This window comes from Bifidobacterium sp. B4142, from assembly GCF_026537325.1.
GTDB lineage: Bacteria > Actinomycetota > Actinomycetes > Actinomycetales > Bifidobacteriaceae > Bombiscardovia.
Window position 1 is genome coordinate 655418 of the sequence record NZ_JAFNMJ010000001.1, and the last position, 14755, is coordinate 670172.

Here is a 14755-nt window from a genome sequence, read left to right on the forward strand (position 1 = left end):
TCACGCTTGCATGGCGTCGATTGGGCTATGTGGTCGAATGTTGCCTGACCCGTTTTGATGGGGACAGGTCTTTGCAAATGGTTGAGCAATGCCTGGTATGGCCGGTCACCAGGGTTTGACGCCCTTTTCCTGGTCCTGGTGGCCGCCCGTATTGCCTGTTGGGTTGGGGGAGGAGGAGGGATCGCTCTGTTGTTGGTTGCGCTTGAGCAGATCCTCCACCTCAGCCTCCTGCTGCTTGGTCAGCCCAGAGGATGAGCCCTTGCCTGATTCGCTCTTTCCATCCTGCCCATTCTTGGTTTTGTCTGCTTGTTGTTTTTTGAGTACCCGTTCCGTACGTTGGGTCAGCGCAGTACTGGTCGCTTGGTTGGCCTGCGCGGCCTGCCTGGTCTTCGGCAGAAGCAAGGGGCCCGGCCGCGCCGCTTGGGCGAAAAGGCGGTCTGCCTGATCTTGCAGCGCCTTGATTGCTGCCGGGTCTGCCTGTGGGTTTCGGGCCTGCCGGATGCTGGTGTTCAGTGTGCGCGTGGCCTCGTTGTAAGTGGCGATGGCTCTGACGTTGATCAGGCCCCATGCCCCGGCCAGCGCTGCTATCAGGGCTACAACAATAAGAACCAGACGCGTTCGAAGGATCTTCCTGCTCATAGCAATCTCCTCGAAGTACGGATCCATTGCCCTGCCTCAACCAGGACCAGGACCAGTTCCACCAGTGCCAAGGGCCAGACCAGTGGAGTGACATGTCGGCGTACCTGGTCGACCGTGGTCACCCGGTAGCGCTTGGAGACCGAAGCCGTAGCACCCTCGTGGACGGTGACCCCCTTGACCAGGGCCTGATAGTGGCCGCTCATCTCGTCGGCCATGGCCTTCAAGGTGTTCGGGTCCATGGCCGAGATGCCCGGCTGGCCGGTCTGCGGATCCTTCACCCAGCCTCCGGCATCGCTGCCGCCCACATCGGAGGTCAACGGCACCGTGCCTCCCTTGACTGAACCGGTTCCCAGGACAAAAGCCTCGTCCAACCCTTCTCTAAGAGCGCTGAAGGATCGCCGTTCGTCCCTGCCGGTCTGCTCCCCATCGCTGATCAGATAGAGCAGGATCCGGTCGTTGGGATGTCGGTCCTTGGTCTGCTTCAATGCCAGAGTCAGCCGATCGAGAGGAGCGTCCAGACTGGAACCCGAGGAACGGGAGGTGGGCTCTGTGGTCAGCCCACGGGCCCAGTTGTCCACAGCTCGTACGTCGGGGGTCAGGGGCAGATCGACGCTGGCCGAGGCACCGAAACTCAGAGCCGAGAAGGATGCATCCGGATAGATGTCGACCAGGTCTCGAACGGCCGCCTTGGCCGCCTCCAACCGGCTCATGCCGTCCTGGGTTCCATATCCGGCATCCTTGACTGCCATGGATCCGGTCACGTCAACCGCAATGAAGACATCAGTGGCGTTGACGGCCTTGTTGGTGGTTTTGCTGACGGTGCTGGGAGTCAGGACCATGAGGGCCAGGATCAGGACCATGGCGGTGCGTCGGGCCAGGGCCCAGCGATCGGCATCCGTATCCTGTCCCTTACGCAGTCCATGGATGACCAGCGCAATGGCCAGGAGCAAGAGCAGGCCTGCCAGAAGGCCGCCGGCCACCCAGCCCAGAGCAGGCTCAAAGGTCAGGGACTTGAGTATGTTCATCGCTTCAGCCTCCAGGCCAGGAGCAGATATGCGGACAGGGCCAGGGCCAGGGCCAGGGTCCACCAGCCGGGTGCATCCACCAGGCTGGACTGCTCCTGCTGGCGTGGGTCGGCTCCATGGCGACGTTCGATCCGGCGGACCAGCGCGTTGATGGAGTTCCCATCCTGCCGTCGCAGGAAGATACCGCCACGGGCTTCGATCAGCCGCTGCATCTGCTTGGTGGTCTCATCCTCGGTGCCTTGGTCCGGTCCCGAATAGAGCCCGTCCACCGCGATTTCTGCGGCCGAGGTCAGCTTGAGCGCCTCTTCCAGGGTGTACGTGGGTTTGCCGGAGACCACGTTATCGGTGGCCAGGACCAAGGAGCTCGAACGTTGGTCGGCCTTTGCCGGTCGGGTTTGGTTCTTGGGAGCGAATTGCGGCAGGAGCGCAGCGCAGCCCACCAGTCCGTCGCCGATCAGTGAGGTGGTGTCCCGGCGGTTCTGCGTGCCCTCCAGCCAGTCGCTGATGTCCTGGTACTGTCGTCCGCTCATGGCGTCGATGCGGTCCTGGGATTGCACCCCGTCCAGGATCCGCCGAGCCTTGCTTAATTCGGCAGTGATCATGTCATAGTCATCAGTCAGGGGGAAGACGGTGCGCGATGTGGAGTTGAAGATGCTCAGAGCCATGCGTTCGCCCCGGAAGTTGCGGACCAGATCGAGGTAGGAGGCGATCACCTGCCGGTCGTAGGGCAGGGTGGACCCGGACACATCAAGACATAGGACAATATCGCGGTTATGACCCTCCTCCAATGTCCGATCGACCCGGGCGGGCCTTGCAGCCAGGCTTAAAACCATCATCAGGGCCAGAGCGAGCAGGATTGCGGCGCAGCGCTTCAATCGCCGCCAGCGCCGCAGGGCCTCGTGGCCCTCCTCGGTGTCCAGGTCGTTGTCCAAGGTCCAGATCCGGGCTCCCGGTTCCTGATCCGGCCGGCCACGACGTGCCATACGGTGAGCCAGCAGGCCCACTGCCAATGCCAGGACCAGAGCCAGGACCGGCAGCCAGGGCCACCTCCAGGACAGATTGCCTATGCTCATCGTGGCCACCGTTCAATCAAATCCCGTACCCAGTCGGCTGCCTGATTCACCGTGGCGTCAGTTCCCTCGCTGTCCCGTGGAAGGGCGAATTCGGGCGGGTAGAGGGCATCTATGGTCTGTCGAAGCAGATCCAGACCCTGCTGCGTACTCGGCGTGCGGGGCTGAGCCTGGATTTCGGCCAAAGTCTTGGATTTCATGTCGCTGTTCCAGGAGTGGGAGGCAAATCCACGAGCGATAGTGGCCAGTGCTGTCATGGCCTGGTCGCGGTCCAGATGGCCCTTGTTGTACTGGGCCACCACCTGATCAATCCGCCGACGCCATGCATCGAGGGAGTCAGAGCTCGCCTGGATCGGATGCTCTTCCTGCTGACGGCGGAACATAGGCAAAAGAATGGCCGCTCCGGCCAGGGCCAGGGCCAGTATGATGGCGGTCGTTGTCAGAGCCAACAGCCAGGTGGGCTGGGTCATGGTGGGCATGACCTTGATTCGGCCATGATCGGACGCAAGACGAATCAGGACGACACCACTCATGCCGCCATCACCGTCCGTCGCATGGGGATGCCCGGTCTGCCGGCTGAAAGCAGGTGGATGAACCTGTTGAACATGGCTGTGCTGGAGTCTGCCCGGATCAGGGAGGCCCCGATTCTGGACAGTTCCCGGTTAAAGGCCTCAATCTGGTAGCGTCTGTGCAGGTCCACAGCTTGCGTCCCGTTCGCGGTTCGCAGGAAAGCCGGGATCCTGCGTCCGCTGGGCGCATCCTTTACCGAGCCCATAGCGGGCTGCTGGCGCAGGGGATTCATGGTCTCCACTCCGATGAGATTCAGGGGGTGGGTGGTTGCCAACTGTCGGATGTTCGGCATCAGGTCTACGTGCAATGCCGACTGGTCGGTGGCGATAACCAGCATGGCCTGCCGGTCCTGGATGCCGGCGGCGTAGCCCAGCAGGGCCTCAAGGTTGCGTGGCTGTTCCAGCGGTGACTCCAGAGCCCGGTCCAGCGTCTGTTCGAATCGAGCGAAGCCGCCCTGGCAGGGTATGCGGCGGATGGCGGACGAATTGACCAGGACCAGATCCACCTCATCGCTGCGGCGCAGGCTTAGGGAGGCGAACATGCACAGGGCGTTGGCGGCTACCTGGATGGCCTGCTCCCCGTCAGGGCAGGTTCCGGACATCTCGCGGCCAACGTCCAGCAACAGCCAGACCTTGCTGGTAACCAGGCGCTCGCGCTCCACCACCATGGGCCGACCCATCCGTGCGCTGGCGTGCCAGTTGATCATGCGGGTTTCGTCTCCGAACTCATAGGCGCGCAGGTCGGCGCGTTCGTCTCCACCGCCGCGTCGGCTGGAGGAGTGCTCACCCTCCAGCAGACCAAGGGCCCTGCGCACCGTGGGAAGCCGCAGGCTGGAGTCCAAGGACTCGATCCGCCTGCGGACCGGGTCGCGATCCGAGCGTCGACGGCTCATGGCACCGGCACCGTGTCGACGATCTGGTCGATGATGTCGTCGCTGCTGATGCCGTCGGCCTGAGCCTCGAAGGTCAGCAGAATCCGGTGGCGGAGTACTGAATGGGCCCAGTCCTTCAGATCCTCGGGAATGACGTAATCCCTGCCAGTCAGCAGGGCTCTGGCCTGGCCAATGCGCACCAGAGCGATGGAGGCACGCGGGCTGGCTCCCAGTCTCACCTGTTCGGCCAGCCCTTGGATGGGCCGCGATCCAGCCCCCCTGCTGGTGGCTGCCAGATCGACTGCATATCGCATGATGGGCTCTGCCACGTGGACCTGCCGGGCCTTCTGCCTCAAGAAGTCCACATCGGCGATGGTCAGTGCGTTCCGATCGTCCTTGCCGGGCATATCGGTGCCTCGACTGGTCAGCATCTGCAGCATTCGGGTCTCCTGGTCGGCATCAGGATAGGTCATGACGGCCTTGAGCATGAACCGGTCCATCTGGGCCTCGGGCAGGTTGTAGGTACCCTCCTCCTCAATGGGGTTTTGGGTGGCGATCACCATGAAGGGCCGGGGTAGGGCTATGCGCTCGCCGCCGATGGTGGTGGCGCCCTCGGCCATGGCCTCAAGCATGGCTGACTGGGTCTTGGCGTTGGAGCGGTTGATCTCGTCCAGGAGAACGAAGTTGGCGTGAATAGGGCCCAGTTGCGTCGAGAAGCGCTGTGTGGAGAAGTCATAAACCTGAGTGCCTACCAGATCCGAGGGCATTAGGTCGGGCGTGCACTGAATCCGCTTGAAGCTGCCGGAGACCGAGGTGGCCAGGGTCTGGGCGGCGGTGGTCTTGGCCAAGCCGGGCACGGATTCGATCAGGATGTGTCCGGAGGCCACCAGCGTCAGGATAAGGGCCTCGCGCAGGTTCTCCTGGCCTACCAGAGTCCTTGAAAAGCGGGTTCGGATCCGGTCGGCCAACTGACGGCAACGTTGCAGGTCGTCCTGGCTGATTGGCGGAACCTGCCGGTTCTGACCGGACTGAACAGATGGGGACTGACTGGGTCGTGGTGGGAATAATGCCATAGCAGACATGGTAACGGCATTTCCTGACGATTCAGCCAGCCGGACTCAGGTCAGGGACCAGTCCACCGGCTCGGCGCCCATGGCCTCCAGCGCTTCGTTGGCCTTGGAGAACGGACGGGACCCGAAGAAGCCGTATCGGGCCGACATGGGACTGGGGTGCGGGGATTTGATGATGGCCGCGTTGGTCAGCAGGGGCTCCAGGCTCTGGGCCTGTCTTCCCCAAAGAATGGCTACCAGGGGCCGGATCTTGCCCTCCTGGTCGCGCCTGTCGTTCAGAGCTCGGATGGCGGCGTCGGTGATCTCCTCCCAGCCCTTGTTCCGGTGGCTGGCCGGCTTGCCCACCCGAACAGTCAGGCAGCGGTTGAGCAGCATGACCCCTCGCCGGGTCCAAGGTGTCAGATCGCCGTTGGAGGGCGTGGGCAGGCCCAGGTCAGTACTCAGCTCGGCGTAGATATTGCGCAGGGAGCCGGGGATGGGGCTGACTGCAGGATCCACGCAGAAGCTTAGGCCTACCGGATGCCCGGGAGTCGGATAGGGATCCTGGCCCACGATCAGGACCTTGATGGAGTCGAAGGGGATGGTAAAGGCGCGCAGGATGTTCTTGCTGGCAGGCAGATAGCGGTGGCCCTGGGCCAGCTCGGATCTGAGGAAGTCGCCCATCCGGTGAATGTTGGGTTCGACAGGAGCGAGAGCCTTGGCCCAGCCGGGATCCACCAGGGCACTCAGAGGTTTGCGATGGGGTCGGCCCTGGCCTCCTGCTATGGTCGGAGGGTTGGTACCGGTTCCGTTCGTCGGCGCGGGGGAGGTTGCGGCAATAGGCTGGCTGCTGTTCATAAGGTCACTATATCGCTTGGTGCTATGAGCCGGCCAGGGTTGTCATGGCTCTCCCAGGCTTGCGGGAACGTCGGATGGTCAGTGGGATGCTGCTCCGGCGTCCCATTACCTATAATGGTTCAGGATCCGGTGGAGCAGAGGAGAGTTCATGGCTAGCACGCGCGACAATGGGACGCAGGCGCGCCCCCAGGTTCATGATGCGTTCGACAACCCTCCCAAGGGGCCGGTCGGTGTGCATCGGGGGCCTCGTTCCCTGTCGGTCAGGGTTCTGCCCTACCTGCTGGTGGTGGTCTTGGCCGTGCTGTGCGGACTGGGCCTATGGGCTGCAGTCAGTGGCTCCCTGCCCTGGCAGCAGACGCATACTGATTCCTCACGGGTCATCAGCAGCCATCTGCCCAAGAGGTCTGCATCCTCCTCTGCCTCAGAGAGCAAGACCTCTGCTGAAGAATCCTCACAGGGCCAGGCTTCACAACCGTCCTCGCAATCGCCTTCGGCGAGTGCATCCAGCAGCAGCCCGGCACCCGTGGTCAACAGGGGCACACAGGTGGCGGTCATCAACGGAACCAGGATCACCGGTTATGCAGGCAACAAGCGTCAGGTTCTGGTCAATGCCGGTTATACTGCGGTCACGGCAACCAACCCGCAGGGCGCTCTGTCTGGCGTAAGTACGGTCCGTTACCGTGACGAGGGTGACAAGGCTACTGCCCAGGAGGTGGCCAGCCTGTTGGGCATCACCCAGGTAGAGCAGTCCTCCGTGGCCTCCACTCCGGTGGAAGCCATCCTCATGCAGTGAGGTTCAACCAACCGGACGACCAAGGAAATTCGATGGCAAAAGTTCCCGAATTTCGGCTCGGCGTTTTGCAATTGCCCTATCAATGGGCCTAAACTGACCTTGCCGACCAGGCAGATGCGGTCAGTCTCGTATCTGTTGTGACGCGGCACCTATGTTAAGGAAGTTAGTTATGGCACAAGGCACTGTGAAATTCTTCAGCGCTGGCAAGGGTTACGGATTCATCAATCCCGACGATGGCGGCGAGGACGTGTTCGTGCACTACTCAGCCATTCAGTCCGACGGGTTCAAGACCCTTGATGAGGGAGATAAGGTCGAATATCAGGTGGAGCAGGGCCCCAAGGGTCTGCAGGCAACCAAGGTCACCAAGCTCTGATTGTCGTCTTCTGTATTCGTCATGGTGGATCCCGGTCATTCCGGGGTCCATTTTTTTATAGCATTCGTTTGAGAGCAGAGTGCGGATCGTCTGTGGGCACGGCTGATCGGTCAGGGCCGATATGACATACAGCCTGCAGCGTATTTTCCACTCAGGTTGGCACTCGGCCCCACCGAGTGCTAATCTGCTGAATTAGCACTCGAGGTGCGGGAGTGATAACACGACAGCTGACGGTCGGGTTCCGTTCCACGCCGACGGTGGGTCATGAAACCTCAAGCCATGACGGAGGAAGCAACAATGGCAAAAATCATCGAGTATGACGAGGAAGCTCGTCAGGGCATGCTTGCCGGCCTGGACAAGCTGGCCGACACGGTCAAGGTCACGCTGGGCCCCAAGGGTCGCAATGTGGTGCTGGACAAGTCCTACGGCGCGCCGACCATCACCAACGACGGTGTCTCCATCGCCAAGGAGATCGACCTGGAGGATCCTTACGAGCGCATCGGCGCCGAGCTGGTCAAGGAAGTAGCCAAGAAGACTGATGACGTAGCCGGAGACGGCACCACCACCGCCACCGTACTGGCCCAGTCCCTGGTGCATGAGGGTCTGAAGAACGTGGCTGCCGGGTCCAACCCCATCGCCCTGCGTCGCGGCATCGAGAAGGCGGCCGATGCCATCGTCAAGGAGCTCGTGGCACAGTCCAAGGAAGTCGAGACCAAGGATCAGATCGCTGCCACCGCCACCATCTCTGCAGGCGACCCCGAGATCGGCAATGAGATCGCCGAGGCTCTGGACAAGGTCGGTCAGGACGGCGTGGTCACCGTCGAGGACAACAACCGCTTCGGCCTGGACCTGGAGTTCACCGAGGGCATGCGTTTCGACAAGGGCTACATCGCTCCCTACTTCGTCACCAACAACGACGACCAGACCGCCGTTCTGGATGATCCATACATTCTGCTGACCTCAGGCAAGGTCTCCAGCCAGCAGGACGTGGTCCACATCGCCGAGCTGGTCATGAAGACCGGCAAGCCGCTGCTGATCGTCGCTGAGGACGTGGACGGCGAGGCGCTGCCCACCCTGATCCTCAACAAGATCCGCGGCACCTTCAACTCCTGCGCCGTCAAGGCCCCTGGCTTTGGCGACCGCCGAAAGGCCATGCTGCAGGATATGGCCATTCTGACCGGCGCACAGGTGGTTTCCGATGAGCTCGGCCTCAAGCTGGACTCCATCGACATGAGCGTGCTGGGCACCGCCAAGAAGGTCATCGTCTCCAAGGACGAGACCACCATCGTCTCCGGAGGTGGTTCCAAGGACGAGGTCTCCGCTCGCGTGGGCCAGATCCGCACCGAGATCGAGAACACCGACTCCGACTACGACCGTGAGAAGCTGCAGGAGCGGCTGGCCAAGCTGGCCGGCGGCGTGGCCGTCATCAAGGTCGGCGCAGCCACCGAGGTCGAAGCCAAGGAGCGCAAGCACCGCATCGAAGATGCTGTCCGCAACGCCAAGGCCGCCATCGAGGAGGGCCTGCTGCCCGGAGGTGGCGTGGCTCTGGTTCAGGCCGCTGCCAAGGCCGAGAAGGATGTCAAGCTGGATGGCGACGAGTCCACCGGCGCATCCATCGTCTTCCGCGCCATCGAGGCCCCCATCAAGCAGATTGCCGAGAACAGCGGCGTCTCCGGTGACGTGGTCATCAACAAGGTTCGTTCGCTGCCTGCTGGTCAGGGCTTCAACGCCGCCAACAACGAGTACCAGGATCTGCTGGAGGCCGGCGTGGCCGACCCTGTCAAGGTGACTCGTTCTGCTCTGCAGAACGCTGCCTCCATCGCCGGGCTCTTCCTGACCACCGAGGCCGTCGTGGCCAACAAGCCTGAGCCTCCGGCACCTGCTGCCGCTCAGCCTCAGGGCGACATGGGCTACTGATCCCTCGAGGTTCGGCCCGGCTTTTCGGCCGAACTGATTGATCGCCAAGGACAGGGGCCTGCGCACCGGATAATGGTGCGCAGGCCCCTGTCTCTGTTCTTGTACTCGTTGACCGTCTGTTTTCGTTTTCCGCATATGCTTGCCAGGTCCGGGGCCGATCCGCCATGATCACATAGCTCCAGGTTGCTTGCATGTATCAACCAGGCGTCAGGCTCCGGCGAACAGACGGGTGGCCTGGGCCTCGGTGTCCGCATAGAGCGACGATGCCTGTGTCAGAGCTGCCTGGATACCTTCAAGCGCCTGTTCCATCTGAGCCTGCGAGGCGCGCCACTGCTGGGCCACCGTGGCGAATTGGCTGGCCGCCGAGCCCTGCCAGACGCTTTGCAGATTGTCCAGATTGGTGTACATTCCCGCCACGGCATCTCTGATGGCTCCTATTGAGCCGCTGACCGCGCCGGAGGCTGTCTGTATCTGATCAGAATCAACTTGGAATCGTGTCATGATTGTCCTTTCCGTGAATGGCGGTGATGGTGGGGGAGTCCACTGCCGTCAACCGCTACTGTGGACACTATGACAGTGTTCAAGCAGTTGCCCCGTCCGCGGATCCATGTGGTCGAACGAGTCCCCTTCCACAAGACGAATCCTGTCGGCGTTTCACCCATAAGGCGGGTGCTGGCTTTCCTGCTCCTGATGATTGTGATGGTCGGCGTCCTGGGGCCGATCAAGGCTTTTGCCGATGAGCCTCAGACTGGGGCCGGAACCATGACCGACACGATCACCGATCCGCAGAATTTGCTGGGTTCTGACGTGGGATCAGTCAAGGATGCCATTGAGGAAACCGCGCAGCAGACAGGAGTATCGGTCCGACTGCTCTACCTTCCGCATTTCTATCAAGGTGTTAAGCCTGAGACCTGGGCATCCAGGGTGCTCGAATCGATGAAGCCCACCCACGACACGGTTCTGCTGGCTGTGGCCTCTCAGGACGGCAAATTGGTCGTGGCGGTCTCCAGCAACTCGCAGGCCTGGCTCAAGGACCAATCCAGCGTGGATCAGCTCTCGCAGGCGGCTCTGGAGCCAGTCACCAAGGGCCGCAATCCCGACTGGGTGGGCTCGGCCAAGGCCATGATGGACCAGGTTGAGACTCTTGACCAAAACCACCGGCATCACCGGGTGATGATCATTGCTCTTTCGGCGACGGTTGTCGTCCTGATCGTGCTGGGCGTAGCCGTTACGATTTGGTGGCGTCGCAGTAGCCGAACCGGGGCTCATCATCGCAAGTCCGGCGCTGCAAAGAAACAATTACGCCCGGCAGAGACGGTCAGCAAACTATCAGAGAATACCCAGAAAGAGGCGGCAAGCTGAAGCCATGAGCAAACCGACGCAAGCACAACTGGTCGTGGTCGACGACGAACCGTCCATCAGGGATCTGCTGGTGGCCTCCCTGCACTTCGCGGGCTTTGCTGTCGAGACCGCGGCATCCGGCTCCGAGGCCATCCAGGTCATTGAGCGCACCCAGCCAGATCTGATTGTCTTGGATGTCATGCTGCCTGACATCGATGGGTTCACGGTCACCTCACGCATCCGTCAGGAGGGGATCGATGCGCCCGTGCTCTTCCTGACCGCCAGGGATGACACCCAGGACAAGGTCATGGGACTGACTGTGGGCGGCGACGATTATGTGACCAAGCCTTTCAGCCTGGAGGAGGTTGTGGCCAGGATCAAGGCCATACTGCGCAGGACCCGCGAACACCAGGAGGACGATCCGGTCATTCGTGTGGGCGATCTGGAGATCAATGAGGATTCCCACGACGTCACCAGGGCCGGTCAACCCATCGACCTGAGCCCGACCGAATACAAGCTGCTGCGCTACCTGATGGACAACGAGGGTCGTGTGCTCAGCAAGGCCCAGATCCTGGACCATGTCTGGCAGTACGACTGGGGCGGCGATGCGGCCATTGTTGAATCTTACATCTCATACCTGCGCAAGAAAGTGGATGGCATCACCGTCAGTGACGGACAAGGCGGTGAGCGCAAGGTCACCCCGCTGATTGAGACCAAGCGCGGCATCGGCTACATGATCAGGGCTCCCAGGCAGAACGCATCGGACGGCGGCGATGGCGACTAGTCCCGAGGGTCCGCTCCCCAAGACAGAATCGTCGGCCATTCCCGGCACGAAGACGGCTGACGGGTCCAAGTCCTTCATGGGTTCGGACTCCGGCAAGGCATCCGGCTCCAGCAAACCGAGGGATCGCTCCTTGCCTAGGTCGCCTCTGGCTGCCATCCCCCTAAGCACCAAACTTGTGGCCAGCATGCTCATTCTGCTCATCGTGGGCACGGTGGGCGTTTCTGTAGCCATCTGCCAAATGGCCGACGACTATCTGATGAAGCGCACAGACTCGCAATTGATCCGCCAGGCCAACCTAGGCATTCGCAACGCCACCCTCCTTCGTCAGGAGGATCTGAGCAAGAACGGGCTTGGCCCCACCGACTATTTCCTGCAGATCCGCGACGACGACCTGCACATCATTTCGGACGATCTGAATCCGATGCAGGTCAATGGGGTCGTCTCCCGCCCGCGCCTTCCGGCCGACGGTAGCCTGGGCTCGATACCCTTGGGCCAGCCGACCACGGTACCAGCCTACGTGCGCGGCTCTCAGCAGGCCTCGCCCGACCGGGACACCATGAAGCGAGCCAGAGCCTCCTGGCGGGTGGTGGCCATGCAGTGGAAGCTAGGCAACGAGCTGGACGGTTCCGAAATCAGCGGCGTGCTCTTCATTGGCCTGTCCATGAGCGATCAGGATGAGGCTGTGCATGATCTGACGGCTTTCTGCATGATCATTTCCGTCGTGGTGGTCCTTCTGGGTGGAGTCATCTCGGTCCTGCTGATCCAGTCCACCCTGGTTCCCCTCAAGCGCATTGAGAAGACCGCTGCAAAGATAGCGGCTGGCGACCTTTCTCAACGCATTCCCAGTTTCCCGGAGAATACCGAGGTGGGTTCCCTGGCAGCATCCCTGAATGCCATGCTGACGCGAATCGAGCATTCCTTCGACGAGCAGCGCCAGACCACTGAGAAGATGAAACAGTTCGTTTCAGATGCCAGCCATGAGCTGCGCACCCCACTGGCTGCCATCCACGGCTATGCGGAGCTTTACAGGATGCAGCGTGACTATCCAGGGGCTTTGGAGCGGGCCGACAAATCCATTCAGCACATCGAGGACTCCTCCACCAGGATGACTGTCCTGGTCACGGATCTGCTCTCGCTTGCACGCCTGGATGAGGGCAGGGGAATCGACCCGACCCTGGCGGTCGATTTGACTGGACTGGTGCGAGATGGGGTGGATGACCTGCATGCCCTGGACCCGGGCAGGCAGGTGGCTACAGGAAAGGTATGCCTGCATACCGAGGATCAGCCAGCCCTCCAGGAGGTCCCGGTCGCAGCCAACAAGGGTCTGCCAGGCCTCAAAGGGCGCAGCAAGGAGAAAATCACCGTGGGCGGGCACCTGGGTCCATCTGTCAGTCTGGACATTCATGTAGGCCCCTTGCCCTCGGTGCAGGTGACTGGCGATCCCAGCCGTCTGCGTCAGGTGATTACCAATATCGTGGGCAATATCCACCGCTATACCCCATCTGATTCGCCTGTTCGGGTGGGATTGGGCCTGGTCAAGGCGACCATCGCTCCAGCGGATCTGACAAGGTTGGAGGCCGCCGAATCCTCGCTGGGACGTCTGACAGAAGCGATCCAAGTGGCAGAGAACAGCCATGTGGGCACCGACTACGCCATTATTCGCGTGGTCGACCACGGGCCGGGCGTCCCGGAGGAATCCAGGTCCAGGCTCTTCGAGCGCTTCTACACAGCCGATCCATCCAGGGCTCGGGAGAAGGGCGGCACGGGGCTGGGTCTGGCCATTGTACAATCCATTGTCAAGGCCCATCAGGGGTTCATCTGCGCCTCGCAGACCCCAGGGGGCGGCTTGACCTTCACCATCGTCATACCCCAGGGCGTCAGGCAGGATCAGGGGGGCGTTGAGGATTAGGCCAATCCTGCTGCCAACCCGTTCCGTATGCCCATGACAAGATGGGTCGTCCTGCCTGTCCAGGTCAGGTAGACTGATTTCGGATATACCTGTACAAGAAGCAACGTAAGGAAGTGGCAGAGCATGCCCAGCGGGAGAGTACGATGGTACGACGCCAAGCGGGGGTTCGGGTTCATCACGGATGAACAAGGTGGGGATGTCTTCCTGCCATCATCAGCCCTGCCTGCTGGGGTATCCACCATACGCAAGGGATCCCGGGTGGAGTTCTCGGTGGCTGAGGGCCGCAAGGGCCCCCAGGCACTGGATCTGAAGCTGGTGGGGCCTACCCCCTCCATTCTGCGTGCCAAGCGTCCCGATCCGGACGATATGGCCGCCATCGTGGAGGATCTGATCAAGCTGCTGGATTCGGCTGGCAATGGCCTGCGTCGGCACCACTATCCAGGTCGGGCCGAATCCGCCAAGCTGGCTACCCTCCTGAGGGCTGTGGCCGATGACTTTGACGTGCCGGACTGAGTGGACGGCGAGAAGAATCCGACGAGGATCGGTTGATCCGGTCCCACTGATGATGAAGGTGTGATAGATGGTTCAAGAGGACCTGGATCCTGAGGAACTGGCCAGGCGGGTAGCTCTAAGCGTGGCTGCCGACAGCGATGAGGTTGGTGGGCTGGTCGACCGCACCCTGATCGGGGATGGAGTCTGGGACTACCGGTTCGCCTCGGCTATCAAGGGCTACGAGGGCTGGCAGTGGTCGGTCACCCTTTACCGTGATGAGGATGCCGGTACCTGGACTGTGGATGAATCGTCTCTGGTGCCCACCGATGCGGCCCTGCAGCCCCCGGCTTGGGTTCCCTGGAAGGATCGCCTGCTGCCCTCGGATCTGAGCGTGACCGATGCCATGGGAACCGACCCCGACGACCCCAGACTGACGGCCGGCTACAAGCCTGCGCAGGCTAGGCCTCAGAATTCTGAAGTGCAGCAGACCCCAGAGGACAATGAAGAGGGTCAGAAAGCATCCGCCCCGGTTGATGCTGACGGTGCGGTCTTCCGCCTGGCAGACCGCTCAGGTGACGAAAAAGACGTTCGCGAGCAGGAACCGGATGGCCAGGTTTCCTTCGGTGCACAGACATCTTCCGACGACCTGGACGAGGCCGTCGACCGCTTCGCTCTGACTCGTCGGCACTTGATGACCGTCGAGGCCAGGTCCGCCACTGCCAAGCGCTGGTACGAGGGGCAGCACGGTCCCAAGTCCCTGTCGACCCGAACGGCCAAGGGCAAGGCCTGCGAGACCTGCGGCTTCATGATTCCCCTGGCAGGTGATCTGGGGTCCATGTTCGGCGTCTGTGCCAATCGCTGGAGCCCGGACGATGGGCGTGTGGTCTCCCTGGATCATGGCTGCGGGGAGCATTCCGAGATCGAGCCCCAGGAGGAGTCCCATCTCTGGGTCCAGTCCCAGCCGGCCTATGACGATCTTCATATTGATGTGGTCAGGCAGAAGCCTCGCGAGGAGCGCCCTGAGGTGGAACTCATGGAGCAGATGCAGTCGGAAGACGGCTCAG

Annotated in this window: 15 protein-coding genes and 1 pseudogene; 8 read left to right on the forward strand and 8 right to left on the reverse strand. The window is 61.7% G+C overall.

Annotated elements, in window-relative coordinates; translation table 11 throughout:
* Positions 1-105: 105 nt before the first annotated feature.
* From J3U06_RS03030 to J3U06_RS03060, 7 genes are read right to left on the reverse strand one after another with little or no spacing between them, the layout of a single operon-like run.
* Positions 106-639 carry a DUF6466 family protein gene (locus J3U06_RS03030; protein WP_267444285.1) on the reverse strand — a complete coding sequence of 178 codons (534 nt, stop codon included), beginning with the start codon at positions 637-639 and terminating at the stop codon, positions 106-108.
* On the reverse strand, positions 636-1664 hold the full coding sequence (locus J3U06_RS03035) for a vWA domain-containing protein (RefSeq protein ID WP_267430358.1): 1029 nt from the start codon (positions 1662-1664) through the stop codon (positions 636-638). The genes J3U06_RS03030 and J3U06_RS03035 overlap by 4 nt, the downstream gene beginning before the upstream one ends.
* The gene (locus tag J3U06_RS03040) at positions 1661-2737 is read right to left on the reverse strand and encodes a vWA domain-containing protein (RefSeq protein ID WP_267444286.1); all 1077 of its coding nucleotides are present in this window, start codon (positions 2735-2737) and stop codon (positions 1661-1663) included. Before J3U06_RS03040 ends, J3U06_RS03035 begins: the two co-directional genes overlap by 4 nt.
* On the reverse strand, positions 2734-3267 hold the full coding sequence (locus J3U06_RS03045) for a hypothetical protein (protein ID WP_267399679.1): 534 nt from the start codon (positions 3265-3267) through the stop codon (positions 2734-2736). The genes J3U06_RS03040 and J3U06_RS03045 overlap by 4 nt, the downstream gene beginning before the upstream one ends.
* Positions 3264-4196 carry a DUF58 domain-containing protein gene (locus J3U06_RS03050; protein WP_267444287.1) on the reverse strand — a complete coding sequence of 311 codons (933 nt, stop codon included), beginning with the start codon at positions 4194-4196 and terminating at the stop codon, positions 3264-3266. The genes J3U06_RS03045 and J3U06_RS03050 overlap by 4 nt, the downstream gene beginning before the upstream one ends.
* On the reverse strand, positions 4193-5248 hold the full coding sequence (locus J3U06_RS03055) for an AAA family ATPase (RefSeq protein WP_416378919.1): 1056 nt from the start codon (positions 5246-5248) through the stop codon (positions 4193-4195). Before J3U06_RS03055 ends, J3U06_RS03050 begins: the two co-directional genes overlap by 4 nt.
* A gap of 45 nt (positions 5249-5293) precedes the next feature.
* Positions 5294-6082 carry a uracil-DNA glycosylase gene (locus J3U06_RS03060; protein ID WP_267399681.1) on the reverse strand — a complete coding sequence of 263 codons (789 nt, stop codon included), beginning with the start codon at positions 6080-6082 and terminating at the stop codon, positions 5294-5296.
* Positions 6083-6230: 148 nt separating this feature from the next.
* On the opposite strand from J3U06_RS03060, the gene J3U06_RS03065 reads away from it, so the two are divergent.
* The 3 genes from J3U06_RS03065 (at position 6231) to groL (ending at position 9165) form a co-directional block, all read left to right on the forward strand.
* Entirely contained in the window at positions 6231-6875 is a 645-nt protein-coding gene (locus J3U06_RS03065) for a LytR C-terminal domain-containing protein (RefSeq protein ID WP_267444289.1), read from the forward strand.
* A gap of 169 nt (positions 6876-7044) precedes the next feature.
* Entirely contained in the window at positions 7045-7248 is a 204-nt protein-coding gene (locus tag J3U06_RS03070) for a cold-shock protein (protein WP_015022108.1), read from the forward strand.
* A gap of 297 nt (positions 7249-7545) precedes the next feature.
* Positions 7546-9165, forward strand: a complete 1620-nt coding sequence (gene groL / locus J3U06_RS03075) for a chaperonin GroEL (RefSeq protein WP_024626575.1) — start codon at positions 7546-7548, stop codon at positions 9163-9165.
* Positions 9166-9372: 207 nt separating this feature from the next.
* Here the strand turns inward: groL and J3U06_RS03080 are convergent, their stop codons facing one another.
* Positions 9373-9666, reverse strand: coding sequence for a WXG100 family type VII secretion target (locus J3U06_RS03080; RefSeq protein WP_024626574.1), 294 nt, complete (start codon positions 9664-9666; stop codon positions 9373-9375).
* 69 nt (positions 9667-9735) lie between these two features.
* Between J3U06_RS03080 and J3U06_RS03085 the strand changes: the two genes are divergently transcribed.
* From J3U06_RS03085 to J3U06_RS03105, 5 genes and pseudogenes are all read left to right on the forward strand, one after another.
* Positions 9736-10527, forward strand: a complete 792-nt coding sequence (locus tag J3U06_RS03085) for a TPM domain-containing protein (RefSeq protein ID WP_267399684.1) — start codon at positions 9736-9738, stop codon at positions 10525-10527.
* Positions 10528-10531: 4 nt separating this feature from the next.
* Positions 10532-11290 carry a response regulator transcription factor gene (locus tag J3U06_RS03090; protein ID WP_267399685.1) on the forward strand — a complete coding sequence of 253 codons (759 nt, stop codon included), beginning with the start codon at positions 10532-10534 and terminating at the stop codon, positions 11288-11290.
* On the forward strand, positions 11280-13199 hold the full coding sequence (locus tag J3U06_RS09320; RefSeq protein WP_324123860.1) for a HAMP domain-containing sensor histidine kinase: 1920 nt from the start codon (positions 11280-11282) through the stop codon (positions 13197-13199). Before J3U06_RS03090 ends, J3U06_RS09320 begins: the two co-directional genes overlap by 11 nt.
* A gap of 123 nt (positions 13200-13322) precedes the next feature.
* Positions 13323-13712, forward strand: a complete 390-nt coding sequence (locus J3U06_RS03100; RefSeq protein WP_015022102.1) for a cold-shock protein — start codon at positions 13323-13325, stop codon at positions 13710-13712.
* A gap of 67 nt (positions 13713-13779) precedes the next feature.
* Positions 13780-14733 (forward strand): annotated as a pseudogene (locus tag J3U06_RS03105) (DUF3027 domain-containing protein); the annotation flags it as partial.
* Positions 14734-14755: the final 22 nt, after the last annotated feature.